This is a genomic window from Pseudomonas sp. P4_C8 (assembly GCF_056401975.1).
In genome coordinates this window covers 35748-59150 of record NZ_JBFUIH010000030.1, presented here as the reverse complement: position 1 = coordinate 59150, position 23403 = coordinate 35748, and the positions used below count along the sequence as shown (strand labels likewise).

The window sequence follows — 23403 nt, the reverse complement described above, 5'->3', positions numbered from 1 at the left end:
ATTGTCTGACAAAACGGATTGGAATGAAAAACGCAAGCCTGGACGCGTCCGTCAGGGCGACGGCGGTGGGCAGTGGAAGCGGTAGAAGGTGGAGGGATAACCGTCTACTGGCCGCTGATGCAGGGTGAATAGGCCGCCTGCGAGATCGGGTATCACTTTGGCCCAGAACCGTCGTGCGGGCGGGTTCGCATCGATGTGGAAAATCTGCCATTGACCGGGGAATTGGCTCAAGAGGGTGGAAACGACAAATTTCGCGACACCTTGGCCACGGAAGCGCCGACTGACAAAAAAGTAGCCGATGTTGTACTCGGCACCCTTGATGTGGGTGTCGTCATCTACGGTCACGAAACCGGCCAGCTCACCGTCCACCCTGATCAGAAACGGCCGGGTCGCAGGGTTACGCCAGTACTCCGGTTTGGGCTGGATACTGAAAAAACCATGTTCACCCAATTTCAGTGGCAGCCATTCGCTGAAGTCGTATACGTAGAACTGCATCAGGTTTTCGAGGGTGTCGAGGTCGTCGCGCTGTGCGGCGTGCAGTTCTATCGAAGGCATTTAGGGGCGCTCCAGATTGCGCAGGGCCATCCGTGGCCCTGTCAGGATCACTCAGTGCGGCGCGAAGTCGTACTTCCCGCCTTTCTTCAATGCGGCGATGTAAGCCGGGCGCGCCTGGAAGCGATCGATCCAGGCCGCTACATGAGGATAGTTGCCCAGCTTGCCCTGGACTCTGGCGATCTCGCCAATGAAGCTCATCTGGATGTCGGCGGCGCTGAAGTCATCACCGAGCAGAAAATCGGACTGGCTCAGTGCGGTGTCGAGGTAGCCAAGGTAATTGGCCACTTCCGAGTTGATGCGCGGATGCAGCGGTCCACCGGCTTCACCCAGACGTCCGACATACAGGTTCAACATCAGCGGCAACATGGCGGAGCCTTCGGCGAAGTGCAGCCACTGGATGTATTCGTCGTAGGCGGGTGTGGACGGATCGGGTTGCAGACGACCCTGGCCATGCCGGCGAATCAAGTAGTCGATGATCGCTGCGGACTCGATCAGCGTCTGCGTACCGTCTTCGATGACCGGCGATTTTCCCAACGCATTGATCGCTTTCAGTTCCGGCGGTGCGAGATTGGTTTTCGGATCGCGCTGATACCGTTTCAGCTCGTAAGGAATAGACAGCTCTTCCAACAGCCAGAGAATGCGCTGGGAGCGGGAGTTGTTCAGGTGATGCACGATAATCATAAATAAAATTCCTGTAGCAGCTATCGAGTGAAACGAGGCTGCGATATCTGTTCAAAAACAGGCGGTCGCCGGACTTGAAGAACACTAGACCATCACCGTCCGTTCGAAGTGCCATCAAGCCTTGCTTGCCGGTTTGGTGGCGCGTTTGCTGCTCGTCGCGGGTTTACGTTTCACCGGCTTGCGTTTGTTTTTCCACGGTGCAGCGCCACGCCCGGCGGGACTGGCCGGCCCGCTGATGGTCAGGCTCAGACCGGCGCAACGGGCGACTTGCTTGCTCATCCACGCCGCCTGTTTGGTGACGAATTCTTCCAGGCTCATTTCGCCGCTCTGCACCATGTCCAGCGCCTGTTCCCAGATCGCGGTAGTGCCGGGGTCGGCAATCGCGCGCGGCACCGCATCGATCAGGCTGAAGGCCGCCGGGGTGGCGGCCAGGGCTTTGCCGTTCTTGATCAGATAACCACGGTCGAGCAAGCCCTGGATGATCGAGGCGCGTGTCGCCTCGGTGCCGATGCCGGTGGTGTCCTTGAGCTTCTGTTTGAGCAGCGGATCTTCCACCAGTTTGGCCACGTTCTTCATGGCCTTGATCAGGTCGCCTTCGGTGAACGGTTTGGGTGGCTGCGTCCACAGGTCCTTGAGCTTCACGTCGGCCACTGCGCAATCGAGCCCTTCGGCCAATGCCGGCAGGGTTTGTGGCGCCGGCGCCTCGCGGCCCTTGGCGGGGGCCAGGGCTTCCGGCAGGGCACGTTTCCAGCCGGGCTCGACGATTTGTTTGCCGACGGCGCGCAAGGCTTCACCGGCACAGTTGAAATCGGCTTGGGTGCGGTCGTATTCGTGATTGGGCAGGAATTGCGCCAGATAACGGGCGCGGATCAGCGTGTAGACCGCCCGCTGTTTGCCCACCAGCCGATCCAGATTCTTCGCCGCCGCCGTCGGGATGATGCCGTGGTGAGCGGTGACCTTGGCATCGTTCCAGGCCCGTGAGCGCCGTTGCGGTTCCAGGTAATCGTTCAGCGCGTTCAGGGACGGATCGGCCTGGCGCAGTGCGGCGAGAATCCCCGGGGCTTCGCTGTGCTGACTCAATGGCAGAAAACCACAATCGCTGCGCGGGTAGGTGATGACCTTGTGGGTTTCGTAGAGCGCCTGGGCGATATCAAGGGTTTCCTGGGCGCCGAGCCCGAGCTTCTTCGAGCAGACTTCCTGCAAGGTGCCCAGATCGAACGGCAAAGGCGCCATTTCACGCATTCGCTCGGTGCGCAGCTTGATCACGCGTGCACTCGCAGCGTTGCCAATTGCTCGGGCAGCGTCTTGTGCGAGGGACTGATTCAGGCAGCGATCCTGATCGTCGCAAGCATCGGATGCCGCGCGCCACTGAGCCGTGAACGCCGTGCCGTCGTGCAGCAGTTGCACATCGATGGCCCAGTAGGCCACGGGGACGAAGTCGGCAATGCTGCGATCACGATCCACCACCAGCCGCAACGTTGGCGTCTGCACCCGGCCCACCGGCAATACGCCCTGATAACCGGACTGACGCCCCAATAACGTAAACAACCGGCTCATGTTCATCCCGATCAGCCAGTCAGCCCGGGAGCGGCCCAATGCCGAATGATAAAGGCTGAAGGTTTCGGCCCCAGGCTTGAGCGCGGCCAGTGCCTTGCGGATCGACGCGTCGTCCAGCGCTGACAGCCACAACCGGCGGATCGGCCCGCGATAGCGGCAGTGCTCGACCAGTTCGCGGGCGATCATCTCACCCTCACGGTCGGCGTCGGTGGCGATTACCAGCTCATCGGCCTCGCCGAGCAAGCGTTTGACGGCTTTGTACTGGCTGGCCGTGCGCGGCTTGACGGTCATCTTCCATTTCTCGGGAATGATCGGCAGGTCCGCCAGTACCCAGCGTTTGTAGCGCGCGTCGTAGGCGTCCGGCGGTGCTGTTTCCAGCAAATGGCCGATGCACCAGGTCACCGTGACGTCTGTTCCCAGCCAGCAGCCATCGCCCCGACGCTTGGCGCCGAGCACGGCCGCAATGTCTTTGGCCTGGGAAGGTTTTTCACAGAGGTACAGCCGCATAACCACCATCGTTCTTCAAGTGTGCAAGAGGCGCACAGAATGGCCGGAGATGAGCAATCGATCAATCTTTATCTGTATGGATGTACAGCAAAGCTGTTGCGTTTGGTTGCTATCGTCGAAACGGTCCGTTCGGCTGCGAGGCCGTAGCGATGACGAATTTTGGGTTATACCTGACAGATGTGGTCTCGGGTTTTGGGGCCGCTGCGCGACCCATCGCGGGCAAGCCGGATCGCCGCACCGCACGCTCCCACAGGTTTATCACCGTCATGAGGAACGTATTCCATGAAAAGCTCCGCTCCTAGTCCTGTCATTACCATCGCCGAGCAGCCGGGCTGCCTGTTGGTGAAGTTTCATGGCATTCAGGTGGCCGCGTCCGCGCGCGCACTGGTGCTGTTGGAGGCCAATTACCCGCCGGTGTATTACGTGCCGCGAGAGGACATCGACGAAAAGTATTACGCCCGCACCGACCACACCAGCTATTGCCCCTACAAGGGCGATGCCAGCTATTTCAGTTTGCAAGTCCCGGGGCATGAAAGCGCCAATGCGGTTTGGAGTTATGAAGACCCCAAAGTGTCCGTTGAGCAGATACGCGAATATGTGGCGTTCTACCCGGATCAGGTGAAGTTCGAGTTACTCGACGCCGAGGTCTGAGGGACGTTTTACTGAAGATAAAAAAGCCAAGCGTGGCGAGGGAGTCCCTCGCCACAAAGGCCCGTCAGTTTTTATCGAGGTCCACGTTCTTGGTCTCACGCAAACAGATCATCCCCACCACCAGGCTCACCGCGGTAATCACCACCGGGTACCAGAGCCCGTAAAAGATGTCGCCGGTGTAGACCACCAAGGCAAACGACACGGTCGGCAGGAACCCGCCAAACCAGCCATTGCCGATGTGATAGGGCAGTGACATCGAGGTGTAGCGGATTCGCGTCGGGAACAGCTCGACCATCAACGCCGCCAGCGGGCCGTAGCACATGGCCGAGATGATGATCAGGATCACGATCAGCGCGACGATCATCGGTTTGTTGATTTGCTGCATGTCAGCCTTTGACGGATAGCCGGCGAGGGTCACCGCGCCACGCAGGGCAGCTTCATCGAAGCCTTCCAGCGTCACGTCACCGACACTGACCTGCACGCCACTGCCAGCGGGTGCGGCAGCGCTGGCGTAAGGCAGGCCTTGCTTGACCAGAAAGGTTTTGACCTTGTCGCACGGGCTATCAAATTTCGCCTTGCCCACCGGGTCGAACTGGAACGTGCACGTCGCCGGGTCGGCCAACACGGTAATAGGCGCCTGGCGGCTGGCCTGGTCAATGGCCGGGTTGGCGTAATGCGCCAGGGATTTGAAGATCGGGAAATACAGCGCAGTGGCCAGCAGCAGGCCAATCATCAGCACCGGCTTGCGCCCGACCTTGTCCGACAGCCAGCCAAAGAAGATGAAGAACGGCGCGCCGATGATCACGCTGACGATCAGCAGGCCGTTGGCCAAGGCCGGGTCCATCTTGAGGAACTGGGTGAGGAAAAACAGCACGTAAAACTGCGCGGCGTAAAAGGTCACCGCTTGCCCGGCGTTGATGCTGAACAGGGCAATCAGTACAACTTTGAGGTTTTCCCACTTACCGAAGGACTCGCGCAGCGGCGATTTGCAGAGTTTGCCTTCGGCTTTCATTTTCACGAAGGCCGGCGATTCGTGCAGGCTTAGGCGAATCCAGGTCGAGATGCCCAGCAGAACGATCGAAAACAGGAACGGAATGCGCCAGCCCCAGACTTCGAACTGGTCACCGGTGAAGTAACGGCAGCCGAGCACCACCAACAGCGACAGCAACAATCCGAGGGTCGCCGTGGACTGAATCCAACTGGTGTGGAAACCGCGTTTGCCCATCGGTGCGTGCTCCGCGACATACGTCGCAGCGCCGCCGTATTCACCGCCCAGGGCCAGGCCCTGAAGCATGCGCAGCACCACCAGGATGATCGGCGCGGCGATGCCGATGCTCGCGTAGGTCGGCAGCAAGCCGACGCAGAAGGTCGCCAGCCCCATGAGTACGATGGTTGCGAGGAACGTGTATTTACGTCCGATCATGTCCCCCAGTCGGCCGAAGACCAGGGCGCCGAAGGGCCTCACCACGAAGCCCGCCGCGAAGGCCATCAGCGCAAAAATGAACGCCGTGGTGTCGTTGACCCCGGCGAAAAACTGTTTGCTGATCACCGCCGCGAGAGCGCCATAGAGGAAAAAGTCGTACCACTCGAAGACCGTTCCGAGCGACGAGGCGAAGATGACTTTGCGGGTGTCGTGGCTGATCGTCTCGACCGGCACGGCTTCCAGAGACTGAACATTTTCTGACATATCGGTATCCCTTACAGTGATTGTTTTTGTTGTTCCACTGGTGTTGCGTGTTCCTTGCAGGGGTAAAGCTCAATGCCCGTGAATCAAATGCAATCCTAGGGGCTGCACAATCCCCTGTGGGAGCGAGCCTGCTCGCGATGGCGGTGTATCAATCAACACATATGCTGGATGTCATCTCGTCATCGCGAGCAGGCTCGCTCCCACAGGGGTGGGTGTGTTGGCGGTAGTTTCGAGTATTAGTTGCGCCGCTTTTTCGGCGATCATCAGCGTCGGCGAACAGGTATTGCCCGAGGTGATGCGCGGCATGATTGAGGCGTCAGCGACACGCAAACCATGAATGCCGTGGACCCGCAACTCGGCATCCACCACCGCATCCGCGTCGTTGCCCATCCGGCAGGTGCCGACCGGATGGAAAATGGTGGTGCCGATCTGCGCGGCGGCTTCGTGCAATTCCTCTTCGGTCTGCAAGCGCGCACCGGGCAAGTACTCGACCGGATTGAAGGCGCGCAGCGCTGGTGCGGCGACGATGCGGCGGGTCAGGCGAATGGCATCGGTCGCGACGCGCAAATCCTCCGGGTGGCTCAGATAGTTAGGCTGGATCAGAGGCGCGTCCTGCGGGTTGGCGGAACAAATGTCCACCCGGCCACGGCTTTGCGGCCGTAGATCGCAGACCGACGCGGTAAAGGCAGGGAAGGGGTGCAACGGCTCGCCGAAGCGCTCCAGCGACAACGGTTGCACGTGGTATTCGAGATTGGCCGAGGTCTGTTCCGGCCCCGAGCGGGCGAAGGCCCCCAGTTGACTCGGCGCCATGGACAGCGGGCCGCTGCGGTCATACAGGTAGCGCAAGCCCATGCCCATCTTGCCCCACACGCTGCCGGCGATCTGGTTCAGCGTCCGCGCGTTTTCCAGTTTGTAGATCAGCCGCAGTTGCAGGTGATCCTGCAGATTGCCACCCACCCCCGGCAGTGCATGCACCACGCCGATTCCGAGTTTTTGCAGCAGCGGGCGAGGACCGATTCCGGAGCGCTGGAGGATGCCCGGTGAGCCGACGGAGCCGGCACACAGGACAATTTCCTTGCGTGCCTTGAAGGTTCTCGCCTGACCTTGCCAGCGCGTAATGACTGCTGAGGCGCGGCCGTTTTCCAGCAGCACACGGTCCACCTCGACGTCGGTCAGCACCGTGAGATTGGCGCGGTGGCGGATCGGTTTGAGAAACGCTTTGGCCGCGTTCCAGCGGATCCCGGCCTTCTGATTGACTTGGAAGTAGCCGCAGCCTTCGTTATCGCCCTGGTTGAAATCATCGATGCTGGCGATGCCGCTTTGCTCGGCGGCGCTGCGAAAGGCATCGAGAATCGGCCACGACAACCGCTGACGCTCGACCCGCCAGTCGCCGCTGGCACCGTGAAATTCGGAGTCGCCGGCAAAATGGTTTTCACTCTTTTTGAACAGCGGCAACACGTCGTTCCAGCTCCAGCCCGGATTGCCGTCAGCGGCCCAGCTGTCGTAGTCGCCCGCCTGGCCACGCATATAGATCATGCCGTTGATCGAGGAGCAGCCACCGAGCACTTTGCCGCGCGGGTAGCTCAGAGTGCGCCCTTGCAGGCCGGCTTGCGCCTGGGTCTTGAAGCACCAGTCGGTGCGCGGGTTGCCGATGCAGAACAGGTAACCCACGGGGATGTGAATCCACGCGTAATTATCGCGGCCACCGGCTTCGAGCAGCAGCACCCGGTGTTGCGGGTTGGCCGACAGTCGATTGGCCAGCAAACAGCCGGCCGGGCCGGCGCCGACCACGATGTAGTCGAATTCATCAAGGGAAGTCTGCATCCCTGACCTCGTATTGTTGTTCTTGTTGTCAGTCATCCTAGTTGTTAGCTTTCGGCAAAAGAATGTTAGTTTTTGCGCAGCCGCTGTGCGTTTTTAAACAGCCTTGCCTCAAGGACGGATCATGTTCGACTGGAATGACCTGCGGTTTTTTCTCGAGTTGCAGCGCAGCGGGCGTTTGCTCACCGCTGCCCGCCGTTTGAACACCACCCACGCCACGGTCGCCCGGCACATTGAGGCCATCGAAAAGAGCCTCGGCACGGCGCTGTTCGTCCAGCATGCCCAGGGTTATGAAATGACCCCGGCCGGCGAAGCCCTGCTCAAACACGCCGAAGCGATGGAAAACGTAGCGCTGCTGGCCCAGGAAGAAATCACCCAGTCCAGCGCGCCACTGGGCAAGATTCGCGTCGGGGTGACGGAAGGGCTGGGCATCATGTTCCTCGCCAGCCGCATGAACGGTTTGTTCGAACGCTATCCGGGGCTGGAAGTGGAACTGGTGGCGGTGCCGCGCTTCGTCAGCATCCTCAACCGCGAAGCCGAAATCAGCATCCACCTCGAACGCCCGGCCGCCGACATGCTGGTCACCCGCAAACTCACCGACTACCGCCTGGGGCTCTACGCCAGCCAGGCGTATCTTGACCGTTCCCCACCGTTGCACACTCGCGAAGACCTCGGTCGTCACGCCTGGATCGGCTACGTCGACGACTTGCTGTTCAGCCAGGAACTGATGTTCCTCAACAGTTTCTGCCGCAACCCGCGAGTAGTGTTCCACAGCACCAGCGTCATCGCTCAACAACAGGCCGCGCGTTCCGGGTTGGGCATCGCCGTGTTGCCGTGCTACATGGCCAGCGCCGATGCGGATTTGGTGCCGTTGCTGCCGGATGAAAGCATCCAGCGCAGCTACTGGATCAGTACCCGGCGCGAGCTGCACAAATCGGTGCGGCTGCGAGTGGTCTGGGATTATGTGGTGGGGTTGTGTGAAGCGGAGCAGGGGTTGTTGCTGGGATAGCGTTCGGCGTCCAATCTATTGGAGACGACAAGGAGCGTTATCCGACACTCCGTCGCGCTTAAGGGAGCTTGCAGCATGAGCGAAGAGACAAAAGTAAAAGGGCCAGCGTCGTACTTCCCTTCAATTGAAAATAAGTACGGTCAGCCCATCAGCCATTGGCTGAATCTGCTTGGAACAGTGAGCGGCAAGAAGCACATGGAAATGGTGGCCTGGCTGAAGACTGAACACGGTCTGGGGCATGGCCATGCCAATGCTTTGGTTGCGTATTATTTGGCAGCCAACAAGAAGTGACTGAACAGGGCGGGCAGGGCATGTTCATGCCCTCCCAATACCCCCAGATAAAACACAAAACCCTGTAGGAGCAGGCTCGCTCCCACATGGATTACGTTTGACTGACGCAGTGAGTAATTTCCCTCTGTTTACCGACGCTTAAACAACAAAAATCCTGCCTGTTTAAACGAAGCCCCCTGTTACCACTCAAAGGCTACAACACCTTGCGCCATCGCCTACGGGTAAGACAGAATCCGCCGGCTTGTGCGTCCAGGTGCCCACCAGTAACTTGATTCCTGTCACTGCTCATCAGTGATCGGGTCTGCAAGCCCGCCGGAATACCAGTCGCATAGCCCTGTCAAAGGGCGCTCGTTTATGTCCGCGAAATGGCGGCTTTGTGCGGGAGACCTCGGTCTGCCGGGTTCCTGGTTTCCCGGTCTTGCAGACCCGCACATAGCTGCCACCCATCATCTGCGAGTGATGCAGGTAGCTCCTAATGAACAATCAGGAGTTTCGCCATGATCAAACCAACACCCAACCCACCGGAAACCGATCCGGCATCCCCCTACGAATCCCTCGATTCCAAAAAATTCCACGAAGCGGCCGAACGCGCCCTCGACCATTACCTCAACCCGGCGGCCCAAATCATGGCCAGTAACCACGAACCCGACCCCATGTTCCTCGCCAACCCGAAGTACGACACCGAATCCCTGCTGGCCAACGCCAGCGAGTCACTGGGCTCGGCCACCACCATGCTCAGCAATTTTGCGGCGTTACTGGAGAACTCACACCGCAAGACCCTGCTGGGGATTACGCAAGTGGTGATGTTGGGGGAATTGGCGGTGAATCAAGCGTTGGATAAGGTTGAGCTGAAGGAGTAAGCACGACCTTCTGTAGCGGGGGGAGGGTAGTTCTTCGCCACAGAGGGATATGTAGTAAGTCCGCATGGGCGTGCATGATTTCTAAGCTTTCGGGAAAAATCGTGTCTGTTCTGGCTGATATCGGCCAATAGCGGTCTTCGCAGATAAACGACATCGGACACATCTGCGTTCCCAAAGCGCCGGCAAGCTGCAACCCTTGCGCGCGGACAGTCTCCTTGCTAATCCAGAAAAAAGGGGGCCCATTCCCCCTGTTGGCTTCACTTCATTTTTATTTTTGACCAAGTGCATGTTCGCGTCGCCCGACCAGGCTGCTGCATTTACACACAGTCCGAGTGGGAGGCAGCCGGTCACCAATGCATCGCCTATATACAATTGAAACCAACAATATTCATGAGTGAGGACAAGCATACTTTTTAGCGGATGAGATCCAATGAAGCTTCGAGCACCTCACGCGGCAATGGCACGTCGCTAGTCAAGACCTGTTTACCCTGAGCATATCGGAACAAAAACACCAGAAGAATACCCTCTAACCTAACTTCCTCGATGTATGGAAGCGGCTATTAGGGTGGAGCATAGTATCTATGGACCATTTAAAAAAAAGCGCATCCGTGCTAAAAGCAGCGTATTCAATATTATGTATTTTTGGATGCAATTAATGCACACGACTCGTGTATTCGATGATTCGGCCCAAGGACTGAGGGCGGCGCAGAACGGCCGCGAGGTGTCAAGCGCTGGTTCATGAGCGCTACGCTCTTTTGCTCGTCATGTGTCAGACGTTCGTCAGCGTGGCCAATGCGCCAATTTCAGGAATGATAGCGAGCTAATATGCCCTCCAAAAAATTATCTTTAAGAATGGGCGGGCCTGGAGAAATTAGTACAAGCCCATTCCGTAGCTTCTCGGAAGTAGTTGACGCGATAGGGGGTTCCTCGCGAAGCGTTTTTAAAGACGCCGGTATCAGCCTTGAGCAATTTACAAATGAAGACAACCACCTCGCCTACATGGACGTTGCTCGCCTGTTCAAAACGGCATTCGAACACACTCAGTGCCCCCATATTGGCCTGCTGATCGGTGAGCGCTTTTCGCTGGATAAATTGGGGCCGGTGGGTCAGCTTATGCGTCTCGCGACTTCACCAGGCGACGCATTGAACGACCTGGTCGGGCATGCCTGTCTCTATGATCGTGGCGCGACCCCACTCCTTCTTCCCTTGGCGGGCCAACACAGTTTGTTGGGATATGTCATTTATCGCCACGACCTGCCCAATCAATCATTACTTGTTGACACTGCCGTCATGGTTGGCCTCAAAATGCTGCGGACCTTATTAGGCGCTAACTGGACGCCAGTTCGCGTGCAGTTTTCATATCGCAAGCCATCAGACATCACCCCGTACGTCAGAAGATTTCGCTGTAACATTCAGTTCAATGCAAGCATCTCCGGACTTGTAATAAACAATCAGCAACTCCGGCAAGTTCAATGTACGGCGAATCCACGCTTACACCATCTGCTTAAACTGGCTATTTCGACCGCCACGTCACATTTGACGATTTCAGAAAAAATAAAGAGCCAGACATACGCTCTATTATTGAAAGGCCAGGCAAACTCCAAGCACATCGCCAGTCAATTCTCATTGAATGAAAGAACGCTGCGACGCCGACTGGATGCGGAAGGTTCTCACCTGAGAGAACTCATCGCCGATTCCAGAAGCAACTTCGCGCGGCAGCTCTTGAAAGATACGGATTTGCCGATATCCATAATCTCTCAGACCCTTCAATACCAGGATCCAAACGCCTTCTCCCGTGCGTTCAAAACGTGGACAAATACGTCACCACAGCATTGGAGAGATGAACTGGGGTAGCCTCCATTGAGGGTTGATTCAACAATTTCCATACACCCATACCGCACGTCGGTGTCCGCAAATGCAAGATGCCTTTCTGATGATTGCCGTAAAGTGAACGCAACAACAGGCTGGCTGCAAAGCTGATCTTCGGTTTCTTGTGCTGTTCATGAGGCTGGCGATTAGTTGCACCTGCGGTCGGAGTTCCGCGCAGATACTCAAGAAAGCCGCATGAGTAAAAGACGGCGCCCCGGCCTTGGGGCGATCTAAGCGATATCGATTGAGTGATCTGAAGAGAGGGATTTCATGCCATTAAATAAAAGTGTGTTGTCGATTACTGTTCTTGGTGTGCTGACACTCTTTACCAGTGGCCACAGTGTTGCAGGTGGCCTTATGTTGTACGAAATCGCCACCGACAACGTCGGACTGGCCAATGCCGGTGCAGCGGCCCGGGCACAAGGCCCTTCGACCATCGCCAGCAACCCCGCAGGCTTGAGTTACCTCAGCGGAACACAGATCTCCGCTGGCGCCCAGGTTCTTTTTGGTGACTTATCGTTTGATCGGGACAGTGAAACCAATGTGCCGGGCACTGGCAGCGGTAACGCGCTCAATCCCATACCGGGCGGCAGTTTCTTCATCAGCCATCAACTGGATGATCGGTGGTCCGTCGGCTTCGGCTCCTATGGCGATTTCGGCCTCGCGGAAAACTACGACAACGACTGGTCCGGCCGTTATTTCGTGCAGAACGCGAGCATTGCGGGACTGTCACTGGTACCCAGTGTCGCCTATCGCTTCAACGATCAATGGTCCGTCGGCGTCGGACTGAAAGCCATGTACGGGACGCTGAAGAGCGAAGCCGCCATCGATCAGGCTCCGCTCGGACTGACACAACGGGGTGACGGCCAATACAAATACCGGGACAGCACCTGGGGTTACGGCGCCAACGCAGGCGTGATTTATGCCCCAAAGCCCGGTACCCGGATTGGCCTGGCTTACACCAGTCAGGTTGACCTCGACTTCGAGGATCGCCTGGATGTGAAGAGCAGTGCTCCGTTGGTGAGTCGCCTCAACAGCCTCAATACCAAGATCGACCTGAAAGTACCGCAAACGGCGACCCTCAGCCTGTACCAGCAACTGGATACGCAATGGGCTTTTCTGGCCTCGGTCAATTGGCAGGATTGGTCGAAATTCGGCGACATCGGCATTGACGTAGACACGTCCAGAACCGGTTCCCGGGCCGCTTCAATCGATGCGCATTACAAAGACACGTATCAATTGGCGCTTGGCGCTCAATACCAGATGAACCAGGACTGGGTCTGGGATTTCGGTGTCGCCTATGACACGTCCGCTGTGTCCGACGGTAATCGTACGCCCACCGTGCCCATGGGCGCCGCCTGGCGCTTCGCCACAGGCTTTACTTATTCGCTGAATAAAGAGACAGACGTGAATTTCAGTTGGGTCACGGTGTGGATGGGGGACATGCCAGTCGATCAGCAAAAATCTCTGTCTGGCAATCGTGTATCAGGCGAATTCGACAACGCCTGGATTCAAGCCCTGACCGCCAACATGACTTGGCGCTATTGAAAAAAATCGGCGAGGGTTTCAGGTCTTCAGATTACTTAACCGTGGACATGAATACTCACGACGCCAGCTTGCACAAAACTAACGAGGTGGAAATGAACAGGAAGTCTCACAGTAGCTGGACAATGGCTGCGGCGGTCGTCGTCGTAGGTTCAACGCTTTTCACGGGGTGTGCGAGCAAGAACGATCCGATCGCGCAGGCAGACAAGGCGGATGCGGCCAAGGGCGTTTCCGCGCCGAGTCTGGAGCAAACCAAGGCGATCGCCGAGGAAGGCTTTATCTACGGCTTGCCGCTGGTCATGAACTACGCCGTGATGAACGAATTCGCGGTGGATTCCAAGTCCAGCCAGTTCAAGGCCCCCTTCAACCAGCTGCACAACGATCATCAGGTCGCGACACCGGCTGACACCGCCATCATTACACCCAACAGCGACACGCCGTACTCCTTTCTCTGGGCCGACCTGCGTGCAGAGCCGCTCGTAATCACCGTGCCGGCCGTCTCCAAAAAACGCTACTACGCGGTTCAAATGATCGACGGCAACACCTATAACTACGGTTACATTGGGAGTCGGGCAACTGCCAGCGCTCCCGGGAACTATCTGATTGCAGGCCCCGACTGGAAGGGGGTGACACCTCCAGGCATCGAGAAGGTGTTCAGCTCTACGACCCCCTTCGCGCTGACACTGATCCGGACCCAGTTGTTCAATCCGGCCGACATGCCAAATGTCGAGAAGGTGCAGGTGGGCTACAAGATCCAGCCGCTGTCCGCCTTCCTCCATCAACCTGCGCCGCCCACCGCGCCGAAGATTGCTTTCGTGCCGGCTACCACGGAAGGCATCAAGGCCAACTTCTTCGAGTACCTGTCGGCGGCGCTGCAGTATGTGCCGCCATCAGCGGAGGACAAGGAGATCCGGGCGAAGCTGGCCAGCATCGGTGTAGGCCCCGGTCGGAACTTCGAATTCAAAGACCTCTCGCTCGAGCACAAGGCCGTGGTCCTGCTCGGGATGAAGGCCGGCGACGAGCAGGTCGACAAGTTCCTCTCGAGCGGAATGAAGAATATCAACGGCTGGAGCGTCGGCGCGTTCTTCGGCGACCAGGCGTTCTACAAAGGCGACTGGCTGATGCGTTCTGGCGCCGCGAAGGCTGGTCTGTACGGCAATGACGCCGCCGAGGCGATGTACCCCATTACGCGTACCGATGGCAAAGGCCAGACGTTGGATACCGGCAAGCACAACTACACGCTCACCTTCCCCGCCGGCAAACTGCCGCCAGTCAATGCCTTCTGGTCTGTAACCATGTACGACGGCAAGAGCCAACTGCTGATCAAGAATCCGATCAACCGCTACCTGATCAATTCGCCGATGCTGTCGGCCATGAAGAAGAACGCGGATGGCTCACTGACGCTGTACATCCAGAAGGATTCGCCGGGCAAGACCAAAGAGTCCAACTGGTTGCCGGCGCCTGACGACTCGGCCTATCTGGTGATGCGCCTCTATTGGCCGAAGGCCACGCCGCCTTCAATTCTTCCCGCTGGCGCGGGCAGCTGGCAGCCGCCGGCAGTGGTGGCATCGAAGTAACGCGACGCTTGCGACTGCTTGCAGTTGGCAAGCAGTCGTTCGATTGCTCAGGCTGAGATCCAGTGGCCCTATTGCCGAAAGGGCTGAGGCCACAAGGTCTGACCTTGAATAAAGTACATTCAGGAACACATCCCTCAAGGAGTACCGTTATATGAGCCTCTCGCACAAATGGATAACGGGTGCCGCACTGAGCAGCTTGTTATTGACCGGCTGCGTATCGAAAGTCACTGAAACCGAGCAATACTCGGGCTACCTGTCCAACTACAACAATTTGCAGCAGGTCGAAACGCCGAGCGGCGGCACAGCCATGCGTTGGGTCAGTCCGTCGTGGAACCCGAATGCCTATGACACCGTGGTATTCAACAAACTGGAGCTCTATCCCGCGCCCAAGCCCGATGAGCGGGTCAGCCAGCAAACGCTGACGGATATCCAGAGCTACATGACCAGTAAGGCCAAAAGCACTCTGGGTCAGAAATACCGCGAGGTGACTAACACCAGTGCTGCGCCGGCGGGCTCCAAACCCCTGCTGATGCGTGCGGCGATCACCGGGGTGAATGCCGAAAACCAAGGGATGAAATGGTATGAAGTGGTGCCGGTCGCCGCCGTGATCGGGGCAACACAGGCCGCCACCGGCCACCGCGATCAGGACAGCACTTTGTTCATCGAGGCCGAGATAATCGATGCGAGAACCAACCAGACCGTAGCCAAAGTCGTGCGCAAAGTGTTCGGCACTACCCTGGAAAATGAAAGCCAGAAGATCACCGCTCAGGACTTCAAGGTAGCGATCGACAGGTTGAACGCCGATCTGTGGGCATTCATTCGCAGTTGAGCCTTGATTGAACTACCAACAGACCTTGGCTCAATAAGATTCCAGCAGAGGATGCTGACATGTCTCCCTCTTCATCGCTTCGATTCTCAAGATTGAAGCGGCCGTTGCTCGTCGCGGCTCTCGTTGCCAGTGCGCTTGCGTTAAGTGCCTGCGCATCGGTTGACGCCCAGACAACCGCTTACGTTGGGGTCGAGCATCCCGCGCCGACCTTGCCCAGCAAAGTCCAGGTGTTACGCTCAGAACCGACAAGACCCTATGTGCGGTTGGGCGAAATACTGATTGATGCCACGGTCCACCCGGCACCGGCGATCACCCAAGTCGAACAAAAACTGCGTGAAGAGGGCGCCATACTTGGCGCAAACACCGTCGTTGTCGTCTACGACCGCATTCAACCCGTCGCCGCCTATATCACAGGCCCTCTGTGGAGTCGGGACATCGAAACGATTCAGGGGCGCAGCTGAAAGGCATCGCCATCAAATACCAATAACGAGGTGCACCGCAATGAAAGCAATTCTGTCCTGGCTGTCAGTCACGTTGATGACTGTGCTGATAAGTGCCTGTTCCGCCGTCGGGTCAACCGATGGCGGCGCCGGTGAAATCGAGATTCGCTCAGGGAAGATCGAGCAGATATCGCTGACGCAGATGCAGACCAACCACGACAGTGGCGTCGGCGCCGTACTCGGTGGCCTTGGCGGTCTGGCGGTTGGCAGCTTGATCGGGGGTGGCACCGGGCGTGACGTCGCCATGGTTGCCGGCGCACTCGCCGGTGCGGCTGGAGGTAACTACGCCGAGAAGAAAAAGTATGACCAACCGGTCGAGGCACAACAGATCATCGTGCGAGTCAGCAGTGGCGTGCTGGTGTCGGTGACCCAACCGATCAATCCGTCCCTGGCTAAAGGCTCGAAGGTGTATATCCAGGGCGCAGGCAATAATGCCCGCGTTGTGCCGCAAGGCAGTGAAGGCTGACTGTTCAGATTCGTAAACACTGTACCTGCTTCCTGTACGAATTTTGTGGGGGCGAGCTTGCTCGCTTCTACAAAACCTCCCACCGGCTAAAAAACCTTGAGTCGGCAAAAAAAGCAAAACTGCCATGTGCTCCCCTCGTTCTTTCATCAGATGAACATGGCAAAACTCCCCATGCATCGTGATTTGGCATACTTCGACTTCAGCACCTCCAGCGCAGACGCCCGCTTGGCTAGCGGGACACCGCTGCTAAGCTTATCCACAATTGCTGATGCAAAAAATCAGCAAGCCGCCCTGGGTCAATTTTCAATCAGCGCCAACAGATCGGCAGCATCGAGTGCTGTCACGTAACGGTTGATGCTCGATTCAATCTCTTCCATTCGCCGCTTCAGTTTGGTGCTAGTGAAATTGCGGTCACGGTTGTTGATCGCTTTGAATTTACTGCCATTGATGGCGACCAGATTCTCTCCAACTACTGGCGACAGCCGCCCTGGATGGCCTTGCTGTTGTCTTTTCGGAAGTTGGCGATGGTCTTGAGGTCAGGCATCAAACGCCCGGTCAACCACATCAGTTCGGCGTTGCGCTGAGCTTGACGCTCCAAACATCGACTTGACTGGATGCGGTTTAGATAGCCGTAGAAGTAGATCTTCAGCAGGATCGCGGGGTGGTAAGCAGGTCGATCAGAACCGGCTGGAATGACGCCTTAAAAACCCAGCTTGCCCAGGTCGACTTCATCAGCGAAGGCGTCGACTACTCGCACCGGATTGGTATCGCTGATGTAGTCGTCGAGGCTCTCGGGAAGTAAGGTGTTTAGGGCTCGATGTTCGCTTTGCATGAAGCGCTTCATGGGCAATCCTTGCAATGAAATCCTCAGAAATCATAGCAACGTCTCGCAGACTTGCCTTGCACCACTGCGCCCGGAACGCATTCGGCACAGGACAGATATCTGTGCGCCACTCGCCATAATTTTCAAAGCTATGAAGGTGATGAATGGTGGTCGAGTGATTCGGTACTTAATCTTCGAGACTCAACTGGCAGAACCAGCGATACGCCAGGTTCAAATGGGCCTCTTCGCACAACCGCCGTTCGGAGCAAATACCGTAGTAATAACCCACGATCAGCATGCGGATCATCAGCTCAGGATCAATCGACGGACGCCCAATCGGACGATAGAAGTCGATGAGGTAATGGCGCAGATCGCTCAGATCGAGACACGGATCAATGTTGTGCAGAAGGTGATTGGCGGGGATGTGATCTTCAAGGTTGAACGAGTAAAGCAGCCGTTCCTGGCCACTCGACAACTGTTCCATCTTGCTGCGTGCTTCCCTGCTGGCCAATACAGAAATTTTGCCGGGAGCTACGTTTCAACACAATCAGCCTATTGCAGCCCGTGATACCTGGCAGTAATCGGTCAATAGCACAGAAGAGTTTTGACCCTCATACGTTCGACGCCAAATCTTTTCGCGGATCATCGAAAGAGTTCAGGTGCTTGGCAACCGCATCAATTTAACAGGGAGTTGGTGTCCGTTTTTGTAGGGTTCAATCCACACTGCCGCTGCTATGCTTGAACACTTTCGAAAGGAGTTGGCAAACGAATACTCGATGGAGGGGATGACACGGATCGTAAAGAGACATCATGTCGCGAGCATCCGCGACATTGTTTATCGCCTAATTAGTAGCTAGCCAACACTCAGACAATTCAAAAAATGGAGATGCAGGTACATGAGATTACCAAGAGCCTTTAGTGGTGCGATAGCATTGCTCGCGTCCTTTACATTCACACTCGCCCAAGCAGCGGACATCACTCCCGCCGAAACGAAGGCCATCGCCGAAGAGGGTTATGTCTTCGGCCTGCCCATCGTGATGAACTACGCAACCATGTACGACTATGCCGTGGACAAGAACTCCGGCCAGTACAAGGCGCCGTTCAACCACATCCACAGCATGCACAATGTCTTTACCTACAAAGACACAGCCATCGTCTCGCCGAACAGCGACACACCGTATTCCTTGATGTTCATGGATGTGCGCAGCGAGCCTATCGTGATTTCGGTACCGGCGGTGGAGAAGCAACGGTACTACTCGGTGCAGCTCATCGATAACAACACCTACAACTTCGGTTACATCGGCAGCCGCACCACCGGCAACGAAGCCGGCGATTACTTGGTGGTCGGTCCCGACTGGAAAGGCGTGACCCCGCCGGGAATCAAGAAGGTGTTTCATTCCCGCACGCAACTCCCCTTCGTGATCTTTCGCACCCAGCTCTTAAACTCGGCGGACATGCCGAATGTCGAAAAGATCCAGTCCAGCTACGCAGCACAGCCGCTATCGGCTTTTCTCAAGCAACCCGCGCCGCCTGCCGCGCCGGTGATCGACTTCCCGAAGATCGACAAGGATCTGGTGAAGACCGATTTCTTCAAATATCTGGGCGTTGTGATGCAGCTTGCCCCCGCCACACCGGAGGAAGCATCGATCCGCGCGAAGCTGGCCCGTTTGGGCATTGGCGCCGGCAAGGATTTTAACTTCCAGGCGCTCTCTACCGAACAAAAGGCCGCCATTGTTGAGGGCATGCAGGCTGGGCATGCGAAGGTCGAAGATGCAGTCAATCATCTCGGTACGCAGGTCAATGGCTGGAACATCGTGAGCTCCGGCGGTGACGCCGCCTTCTACAATGGCGATTGGCTAAAGCGTGCCGCCATCGCACAAGCGGGCATCTACGCCAACGACGCCGAAGAGGCGACGTACCCGATGGCCAAGGCACTGATCGATGGTAAGCCGCTCGACGGCAGCAAGCACAACTACACCATCACCTTTCCCGCCGGACAGCTCCCGCCAGTGAATGCCTTCTGGTCGGTGACCATGTATGACGGCAAATCGCAGCTGTTGATCAATAATCCGATCAATCGCTACCTCATCAACTCGCCGATGCTGCCCAACATGAAGAAGAATCCAGACGGCTCGCTCACGCTGTACATCCAGAAGGATTCACCCGGCGCGGACAAGGAAAGCAACTGGTTGCCCGCACCGGATGATCTGATCTACTTGGTGATGCGCCTCTATTGGCCGAAGACGGTAGCGCCTTCCATCCTGCCTGCCGGCAAAGGAACGTGGAGCCCACCCCAACTCGTCAAGGCTATTTGACCCACTGACAACCGGTTACAGCGGACGGCGCTGGTGCGCTGCCACTGTACCTGGGCATTAGAGTATCGCGACTGATCGATAACTTACCCAGTAACAGCTTTTGTTCTGGGTAATAACTGACCTAGTCGTTTTACTGCCCCTCTACTGGACGAAGGCGACATAGCCTTCGATTCTTCACGCGGGAGCGGCAGTTGGCAGCCACCGGCGCTGGCGGTATTGAAGTAGCGCGATCTCGCGACTACTTGCTGTTGGCACGCATTCGTACGATTGCTCAGGCCGAGATCCAATCGGCCCTATTGCCGAAAGGGTTGCCGCCATTTCTGACATTGAATAAAAAACATTCAGGAACACATCCCTCGAGGACACCATATATTCGCAAAGACGAGCGAGCGCTGATCCTGCAGACAGAATCACTGGCGTGACTGACTTCAAAACGGCCATTAGAGGCATGACCGGCGACATGCAAACATTACTCAGGTAATCGTCACCGCAGCGGTAAAACTTTACGACTCCTCGTGCCTAGTCTCTACAAGACTTGGTTGCGGGGGACGTTGAACTTGTGAAGTACGTAACCTCAGTATGAAGCAGGTATGCCCACAACAGATCGGGCGCCTTTATCGTTTTGGGTCAGTGAATCACGGCCCACTGAGATCGAGGTGTTCCAGTAACTTCTGCTTGTCGTTAGCAGGCTTCCGTTGATCATTGAGGAGCCAGCGGCGATCCGCATCCAAGGAATTCGACATGAACAAGCACATTGAACGACTTTTGCTATCACCTTTGGTTTTCGGTATTTCCGTTTCCAGTCAGGCCGATGATCAGGCGGAGTTGGCTAAACAGTCATTGAATCCAGTCGCGGCACTGTATAGCTTACCCATCCAATACAACTGGAATCAGAAAATGGGGCCCTCCGGTAATGGAATCCAAAGCGTCACCAATATCCAGCCGGTTTTACCCTTCACACTCAATGAAGATTGGAATCTGATCTCTCGCACGATTCTCCCGATCATTGATCAACACGGATTGGCACCGAGGGGTATCGCCGATAAAAGCGGAGTAGGCGACACCTCGCAAAGCTTCTTTTTCTCACCCAAAGAGCCGACCGAGAGCGGCTGGATCTGGGGCGCAGGCCCCGCGTTGTTGTTGCCGACTGGTAGTGATGAGCTATTGAGTAGTGAACAATGGGGGATTGGACCGACAGCGGTGGCGTTGAAGCAGGCCAATGGTTGGACGAACGGTATTCTGGCGAACCACATTTGGTCGCTGGACAACAACCCGGCCAATGACAAGGAGAAGGTCAATCAGACGTATCTGCAACCCTTTCTGGTCTATACCACAGCGTCGTACACCAGTTTTGGCATTAATACAGAATCCACTTACGACTGGGAGGCCAGGGAGTGGAATGTGCCGATCAACCTGTTCGTGACGCAATTGTTCAAAGTCGGCAAGCAGCCCATGAGCCTTCAGGTGGGGCCGCGATACTGGGCGGACAGTCCTGAAGATGGTGCACACGGTTGGGGCTTTCGGGTGGCGTACACGCTACTCTTCCCTAAGTGAAACTATCCGTAAGATTCACTTTTAGCGCTCGAATGGTTGATCGCCTACGATTCGGTGAAATTCGAGAAATTGCCCCCCTGATGAGGATAGATATGAATCAAGATCATCAGGATTCATGCCTTTGAGGGCACATCAGTGTTAACTGAAATCGCTGCCTACGAGATGCGCAGTCCGGGCAGGTGAGGAAAGACACGACCAAGTGTTGTCCAGCTTCTGCAAGTAACGGCGCGTTTGAGCATGGCTTCGAGTTGCGGACATCCTGCCCCGAAGCCAACCGTACACAGCTTCGGGAAGGGGCTGGTCAGCCAGACCTGGGCTCGGGATCTATAGTGACGTTGACGACACTGGAGGTATTTAGGGCTGCCCAGCGTCCGCAATGGGTCGTTTTCAGCCCTTCGCGGCAGGCAGCAATTGGCCAGCAGGAGTCATCCAATCATGACCGCTCGGTGGGGAAATCGACTTCTAATCAGAGGAAGTAAGCCCCCAAAATACCCGCAGCAACAAACCAAACTAATACAACGATAACTGCAGCAAATCTGTTCACTGGCCTCTTCATATGACTTTTCTCCCACTCACTCGCTTTGAGCTGACAGTGCTCGAGCACCTGTGCAGGCATCAGCCGAATAGCGAGCAGAATTCCAAGCGGCAAAATAATCATGTCGTCCAGGTATCCAAGCAGAGGAATGAAATCAGGAATCAGGTCGATTGGACTCAGAGCATACGCCACGACAAAAACCGAAATCCATTTGGGTAACCAGGGTGTTTGCGGATGCTGATAGCAAAACCAGAGAACCATGGTTTGCCGTTTTAGTTTTCTGGCCCAGCCACGTAAACGATCAAGTATGCGTTTCATGTCGTAATTGTCATTACCTGAAGGAACGTGCCTGCGAGCGTAGCGCCTTGGGTGATTGACTGCTATCGGTCGTTTGCTGCCCTACGCGACATTCAGCAGTAGGCCAAAAGCAGGCGTTCGGGAGCGCCTGCTCGTGATGGCAGTAGCAAATTCAATATGGATGTTGGCTTATACACCGCCTTCGCAAGCAAGCTCGCTCCTACAAGGACTCCGATTAACTGGAGCAGCGAGCCGCGGTGCCGCGCCCGCAAGGTCGCCGCCATATTTTCCAGAGGTTTGAGGCCCCAGTCGATAGCGATCCAGATCATCGCCGCCAAAATCAAACTACCCAGTACATTGGGCCATAAGGTATGGCGCACGATCCGATCCGCCAGATCCGAACGCACGTCGTCCCGTTCGCCCACCCAGATTCTCAGATCATTTTGTTTGTCTTCGAGCATGAACGCGCGCCAGTGGTGGTTGGTCAAGTCGACCACATCACTGAAACCGGGTGTCGATGGTGGCGTGCTGAAGGAGGGCGCGCTGGCCGTGTGTACCAGCACTTCACCGCGGCGATTCCAGACCTGAAAAGCCAGTTTGGTTTCATAAGGATGGCTGTCGCCCTTGGGCGCTGCTTCACCCAAGGCTTTATTGAATGCTTGGTACAGGTCGGCGTGATCTTTGCTGCCCATGGGCATGCGCATCAATCAGCGTGAGGCTGCGACGCCGGATCGACGTCATCGACGCTCCTCCACCAGATAACCGACACCGCGAATGGTACGGATCAGGTCAGTGGAGAATTTTTTGCGCAAATGGTGGATGTGTACTTCCAGGGTGTTGCTTTCGGCTTCCTCGTTCCAGCCATAGAGCAACTGCATCAGGTGATCGCGGGTCATGACCCGGCCCGGCGGCGAGAGCAATTCGTGGAGCAACTGATATTCCTTGGGCGTCAGTGCAACCGGCTCGCCGTGATAACTGACGAGTTGGGTGCCGGGGTTCAGGCTGATCCCGGCGTGTTCGATCAGCATTTGAGCGCGCCCGACGCGTTACTCATGCCGAACAGCTCGGGCATGAAATGACGGATGTCGGCACCGTGGGCCTTGCGGAAACGTTGCTGGATAAAGTCCTCAAACAGGCGACGGCGGGGCTCGTCCGGCAGGGCTCTGTCCAAACTCATCTGTTCGGTTTCGGTTTGGCCGAAACGCAGGGGAAGCGCAATGTTCCAGTCAAAATCGGGCATTGGAAGACGCCTCCACGGGTCAGTTCGGGAGGAGTATCAAAGGCATTGCTTAAGAGAGTCTGAAGGTGGCGAAAATGGGGGAGGGGAGTTGTCTTCAGAGGGCCTTGAGACTTGATGGGGAGGGTTAGCCAATCTGTTGCATCGGCCGGTTGAATCCACAGCCAAAAGCAGACAGTGGACGGAGCAATATCAAATGAGTAGCTATGCTTGGTCTGTTGCCAGTCTCTGGTAGCA

19 protein-coding genes and 6 pseudogenes are annotated in these 23403 nt (G+C 56.6%); 14 read left to right on the top strand and 11 right to left on the bottom strand.

Annotation, left to right across the window (positions count from 1 at the left end; all coding sequences use genetic code 11):
- Window positions 1–51: 51 nt before the first annotated feature.
- The 3 genes from AC1DWM_RS19380 to AC1DWM_RS19370 form a co-directional block, all read right to left on the bottom strand.
- Entirely contained in the window at window positions 52–555 is a 504-nt protein-coding gene (locus AC1DWM_RS19380) for a GNAT family N-acetyltransferase (RefSeq protein WP_223511232.1), read from the bottom strand.
- A gap of 51 nt (window positions 556–606) precedes the next feature.
- Entirely contained in the window at window positions 607–1236 is a 630-nt protein-coding gene (locus AC1DWM_RS19375; protein ID WP_223511230.1) for a glutathione S-transferase family protein, read from the bottom strand.
- 114 nt (window positions 1237–1350) lie between these two features.
- Window positions 1351–3300: a DNA topoisomerase III gene (locus tag AC1DWM_RS19370; protein WP_223511228.1), complete on the bottom strand. Its 1950-nt coding sequence runs from the start codon at window positions 3298–3300 to the stop codon at window positions 1351–1353.
- 282 nt (window positions 3301–3582) lie between these two features.
- On the opposite strand from AC1DWM_RS19370, the gene AC1DWM_RS19365 reads away from it, so the two are divergent.
- The gene (locus AC1DWM_RS19365) at window positions 3583–3951 is read left to right on the top strand and encodes a DUF427 domain-containing protein (protein WP_223511226.1); all 369 of its coding nucleotides are present in this window, start codon (window positions 3583–3585) and stop codon (window positions 3949–3951) included.
- Between the two features lie 64 nt (window positions 3952–4015).
- Here AC1DWM_RS19365 and AC1DWM_RS19360 read toward each other — a convergent pair whose 3' ends face one another.
- The gene (locus AC1DWM_RS19360) at window positions 4016–5638 is read right to left on the bottom strand and encodes an MFS transporter (protein ID WP_223511225.1); all 1623 of its coding nucleotides are present in this window, start codon (window positions 5636–5638) and stop codon (window positions 4016–4018) included.
- Window positions 5639–5809: 171 nt separating this feature from the next.
- Window positions 5810–7462 carry a GMC family oxidoreductase gene (locus tag AC1DWM_RS19355; RefSeq protein ID WP_477795883.1) on the bottom strand — a complete coding sequence of 551 codons (1653 nt, stop codon included), beginning with the start codon at window positions 7460–7462 and terminating at the stop codon, window positions 5810–5812.
- Window positions 7463–7583: 121 nt separating this feature from the next.
- Between AC1DWM_RS19355 and AC1DWM_RS19350 the strand changes: the two genes are divergently transcribed.
- The 10 genes and pseudogenes from AC1DWM_RS19350 to AC1DWM_RS19305 all read left to right on the top strand — a co-directional run bounded on the left by AC1DWM_RS19350 (window position 7584) and on the right by AC1DWM_RS19305 (window position 16753).
- Window positions 7584–8468: a LysR family transcriptional regulator gene (locus AC1DWM_RS19350; protein WP_223511223.1), complete on the top strand. Its 885-nt coding sequence runs from the start codon at window positions 7584–7586 to the stop codon at window positions 8466–8468.
- Window positions 8469–8543: 75 nt separating this feature from the next.
- A complete protein-coding gene (locus AC1DWM_RS19345; RefSeq protein ID WP_223511222.1) occupies window positions 8544–8759 on the top strand; it encodes a DUF4287 domain-containing protein in 216 nt (71 codons plus the stop codon).
- Between the two features lie 497 nt (window positions 8760–9256).
- Window positions 9257–9619, top strand: a complete 363-nt coding sequence (locus AC1DWM_RS19340; protein WP_477795882.1) for a DUF6124 family protein — start codon at window positions 9257–9259, stop codon at window positions 9617–9619.
- A gap of 825 nt (window positions 9620–10444) precedes the next feature.
- Window positions 10445–11473, top strand: coding sequence for an AraC family transcriptional regulator (locus tag AC1DWM_RS19335; protein ID WP_223511220.1), 1029 nt, complete (start codon window positions 10445–10447; stop codon window positions 11471–11473).
- 285 nt (window positions 11474–11758) lie between these two features.
- Window positions 11759–13036, top strand: coding sequence for an OmpP1/FadL family transporter (locus AC1DWM_RS19330; protein ID WP_223511219.1), 1278 nt, complete (start codon window positions 11759–11761; stop codon window positions 13034–13036).
- 122 nt (window positions 13037–13158) lie between these two features.
- A complete protein-coding gene (locus AC1DWM_RS19325; RefSeq protein ID WP_477795897.1) occupies window positions 13159–14610 on the top strand; it encodes a DUF1254 domain-containing protein in 1452 nt (483 codons plus the stop codon).
- A gap of 151 nt (window positions 14611–14761) precedes the next feature.
- Window positions 14762–15439, top strand: coding sequence for a DUF3313 domain-containing protein (locus AC1DWM_RS19320; protein ID WP_223511218.1), 678 nt, complete (start codon window positions 14762–14764; stop codon window positions 15437–15439).
- Window positions 15440–15498: 59 nt separating this feature from the next.
- A pseudogene (locus AC1DWM_RS19315) lies at window positions 15499–15926 on the top strand (hypothetical protein).
- A 14-nt stretch (window positions 15927–15940) separates the two neighbouring features.
- Complete coding sequence (locus tag AC1DWM_RS19310; RefSeq protein ID WP_223511216.1) at window positions 15941–16405, top strand: glycine zipper 2TM domain-containing protein; 465 nt, start codon at window positions 15941–15943, stop codon at window positions 16403–16405.
- 150 nt (window positions 16406–16555) lie between these two features.
- Window positions 16556–16753 (top strand): hypothetical protein, encoded by a 198-nt coding sequence (locus AC1DWM_RS19305; RefSeq protein ID WP_411741823.1) that lies wholly within the window; start codon window positions 16556–16558, stop codon window positions 16751–16753.
- On the opposite strand, the pseudogene AC1DWM_RS19300 reads toward AC1DWM_RS19305, so the two are convergent.
- Window positions 16726–17249, bottom strand: a pseudogene (locus tag AC1DWM_RS19300) (transposase); the annotation flags it as partial. The gene AC1DWM_RS19305 and the pseudogene AC1DWM_RS19300 overlap by 28 nt on opposite strands.
- A gap of 169 nt (window positions 17250–17418) precedes the next feature.
- Window positions 17419–17712: pseudogene (locus tag AC1DWM_RS19295) on the bottom strand (transposase); the annotation flags it as partial.
- Between the two features lie 412 nt (window positions 17713–18124).
- Here AC1DWM_RS19295 and AC1DWM_RS19290 point away from each other — a divergent pair.
- The 3 genes from AC1DWM_RS19290 to AC1DWM_RS19280 all read left to right on the top strand — a co-directional run bounded on the left by AC1DWM_RS19290 (window position 18125) and on the right by AC1DWM_RS19280 (window position 21097).
- Entirely contained in the window at window positions 18125–19543 is a 1419-nt protein-coding gene (locus AC1DWM_RS19290; RefSeq protein WP_223511214.1) for a DUF1254 domain-containing protein, read from the top strand.
- A gap of 191 nt (window positions 19544–19734) precedes the next feature.
- Window positions 19735–19965, top strand: coding sequence for a hypothetical protein (locus AC1DWM_RS19285; RefSeq protein ID WP_477795881.1), 231 nt, complete (start codon window positions 19735–19737; stop codon window positions 19963–19965).
- Between the two features lie 319 nt (window positions 19966–20284).
- Entirely contained in the window at window positions 20285–21097 is an 813-nt protein-coding gene (locus AC1DWM_RS19280) for a transporter (protein ID WP_223511212.1), read from the top strand.
- Between the two features lie 466 nt (window positions 21098–21563).
- Here the strand turns inward: AC1DWM_RS19280 and AC1DWM_RS19275 are convergent, their stop codons facing one another.
- The 4 genes and pseudogenes from AC1DWM_RS19275 to AC1DWM_RS19260 form a co-directional block, all read right to left on the bottom strand.
- Window positions 21564–21950: a YkvA family protein gene (locus AC1DWM_RS19275; RefSeq protein WP_477795880.1), complete on the bottom strand. Its 387-nt coding sequence runs from the start codon at window positions 21948–21950 to the stop codon at window positions 21564–21566.
- A 189-nt stretch (window positions 21951–22139) separates the two neighbouring features.
- Window positions 22140–22636 (bottom strand): annotated as a pseudogene (locus tag AC1DWM_RS19270) (two-component sensor histidine kinase); the annotation flags it as partial.
- Window positions 22637–22666: 30 nt separating this feature from the next.
- Window positions 22667–22969: pseudogene (locus AC1DWM_RS19265) on the bottom strand (winged helix-turn-helix domain-containing protein); the annotation flags it as partial.
- Window positions 22960–23169 (bottom strand): annotated as a pseudogene (locus tag AC1DWM_RS19260) (thermostable hemolysin); the annotation flags it as partial. The pseudogenes AC1DWM_RS19265 and AC1DWM_RS19260, both read right to left, overlap by 10 nt.
- Between the last annotated feature and the right edge of the window lie 234 nt (window positions 23170–23403).

Coding starts and splice junctions, on each gene's coding strand:
- AC1DWM_RS19380 (WP_223511232.1), bottom strand. CDS start 555: ATGCCTTCGATAGAACTGCACGCCGCACAGCGCGACGACCTCGACACC.
- AC1DWM_RS19375 (WP_223511230.1), bottom strand. CDS start 1,236: ATGATTATCGTGCATCACCTGAACAACTCCCGCTCCCAGCGCATTCTC.
- AC1DWM_RS19370 (WP_223511228.1), bottom strand. CDS start 3,300: ATGCGGCTGTACCTCTGTGAAAAACCTTCCCAGGCCAAAGACATTGCG.
- AC1DWM_RS19365 (WP_223511226.1), top strand. CDS start 3,583: ATGAAAAGCTCCGCTCCTAGTCCTGTCATTACCATCGCCGAGCAGCCG.
- AC1DWM_RS19360 (WP_223511225.1), bottom strand. CDS start 5,638: ATGTCAGAAAATGTTCAGTCTCTGGAAGCCGTGCCGGTCGAGACGATC.
- AC1DWM_RS19355 (WP_477795883.1), bottom strand. CDS start 7,462: ATGCAGACTTCCCTTGATGAATTCGACTACATCGTGGTCGGCGCCGGC.
- AC1DWM_RS19350 (WP_223511223.1), top strand. CDS start 7,584: ATGTTCGACTGGAATGACCTGCGGTTTTTTCTCGAGTTGCAGCGCAGC.
- AC1DWM_RS19345 (WP_223511222.1), top strand. CDS start 8,544: ATGAGCGAAGAGACAAAAGTAAAAGGGCCAGCGTCGTACTTCCCTTCA.
- AC1DWM_RS19340 (WP_477795882.1), top strand. CDS start 9,257: ATGATCAAACCAACACCCAACCCACCGGAAACCGATCCGGCATCCCCC.
- AC1DWM_RS19335 (WP_223511220.1), top strand. CDS start 10,445: ATGCCCTCCAAAAAATTATCTTTAAGAATGGGCGGGCCTGGAGAAATT.
- AC1DWM_RS19330 (WP_223511219.1), top strand. CDS start 11,759: ATGCCATTAAATAAAAGTGTGTTGTCGATTACTGTTCTTGGTGTGCTG.
- AC1DWM_RS19325 (WP_477795897.1), top strand. CDS start 13,159: ATGGCTGCGGCGGTCGTCGTCGTAGGTTCAACGCTTTTCACGGGGTGT.
- AC1DWM_RS19320 (WP_223511218.1), top strand. CDS start 14,762: ATGAGCCTCTCGCACAAATGGATAACGGGTGCCGCACTGAGCAGCTTG.
- AC1DWM_RS19310 (WP_223511216.1), top strand. CDS start 15,941: ATGAAAGCAATTCTGTCCTGGCTGTCAGTCACGTTGATGACTGTGCTG.
- AC1DWM_RS19305 (WP_411741823.1), top strand. CDS start 16,556: ATGAACATGGCAAAACTCCCCATGCATCGTGATTTGGCATACTTCGAC.
- AC1DWM_RS19290 (WP_223511214.1), top strand. CDS start 18,125: ATGAGATTACCAAGAGCCTTTAGTGGTGCGATAGCATTGCTCGCGTCC.
- AC1DWM_RS19280 (WP_223511212.1), top strand. CDS start 20,285: ATGAACAAGCACATTGAACGACTTTTGCTATCACCTTTGGTTTTCGGT.
- AC1DWM_RS19275 (WP_477795880.1), bottom strand. CDS start 21,950: ATGAAACGCATACTTGATCGTTTACGTGGCTGGGCCAGAAAACTAAAA.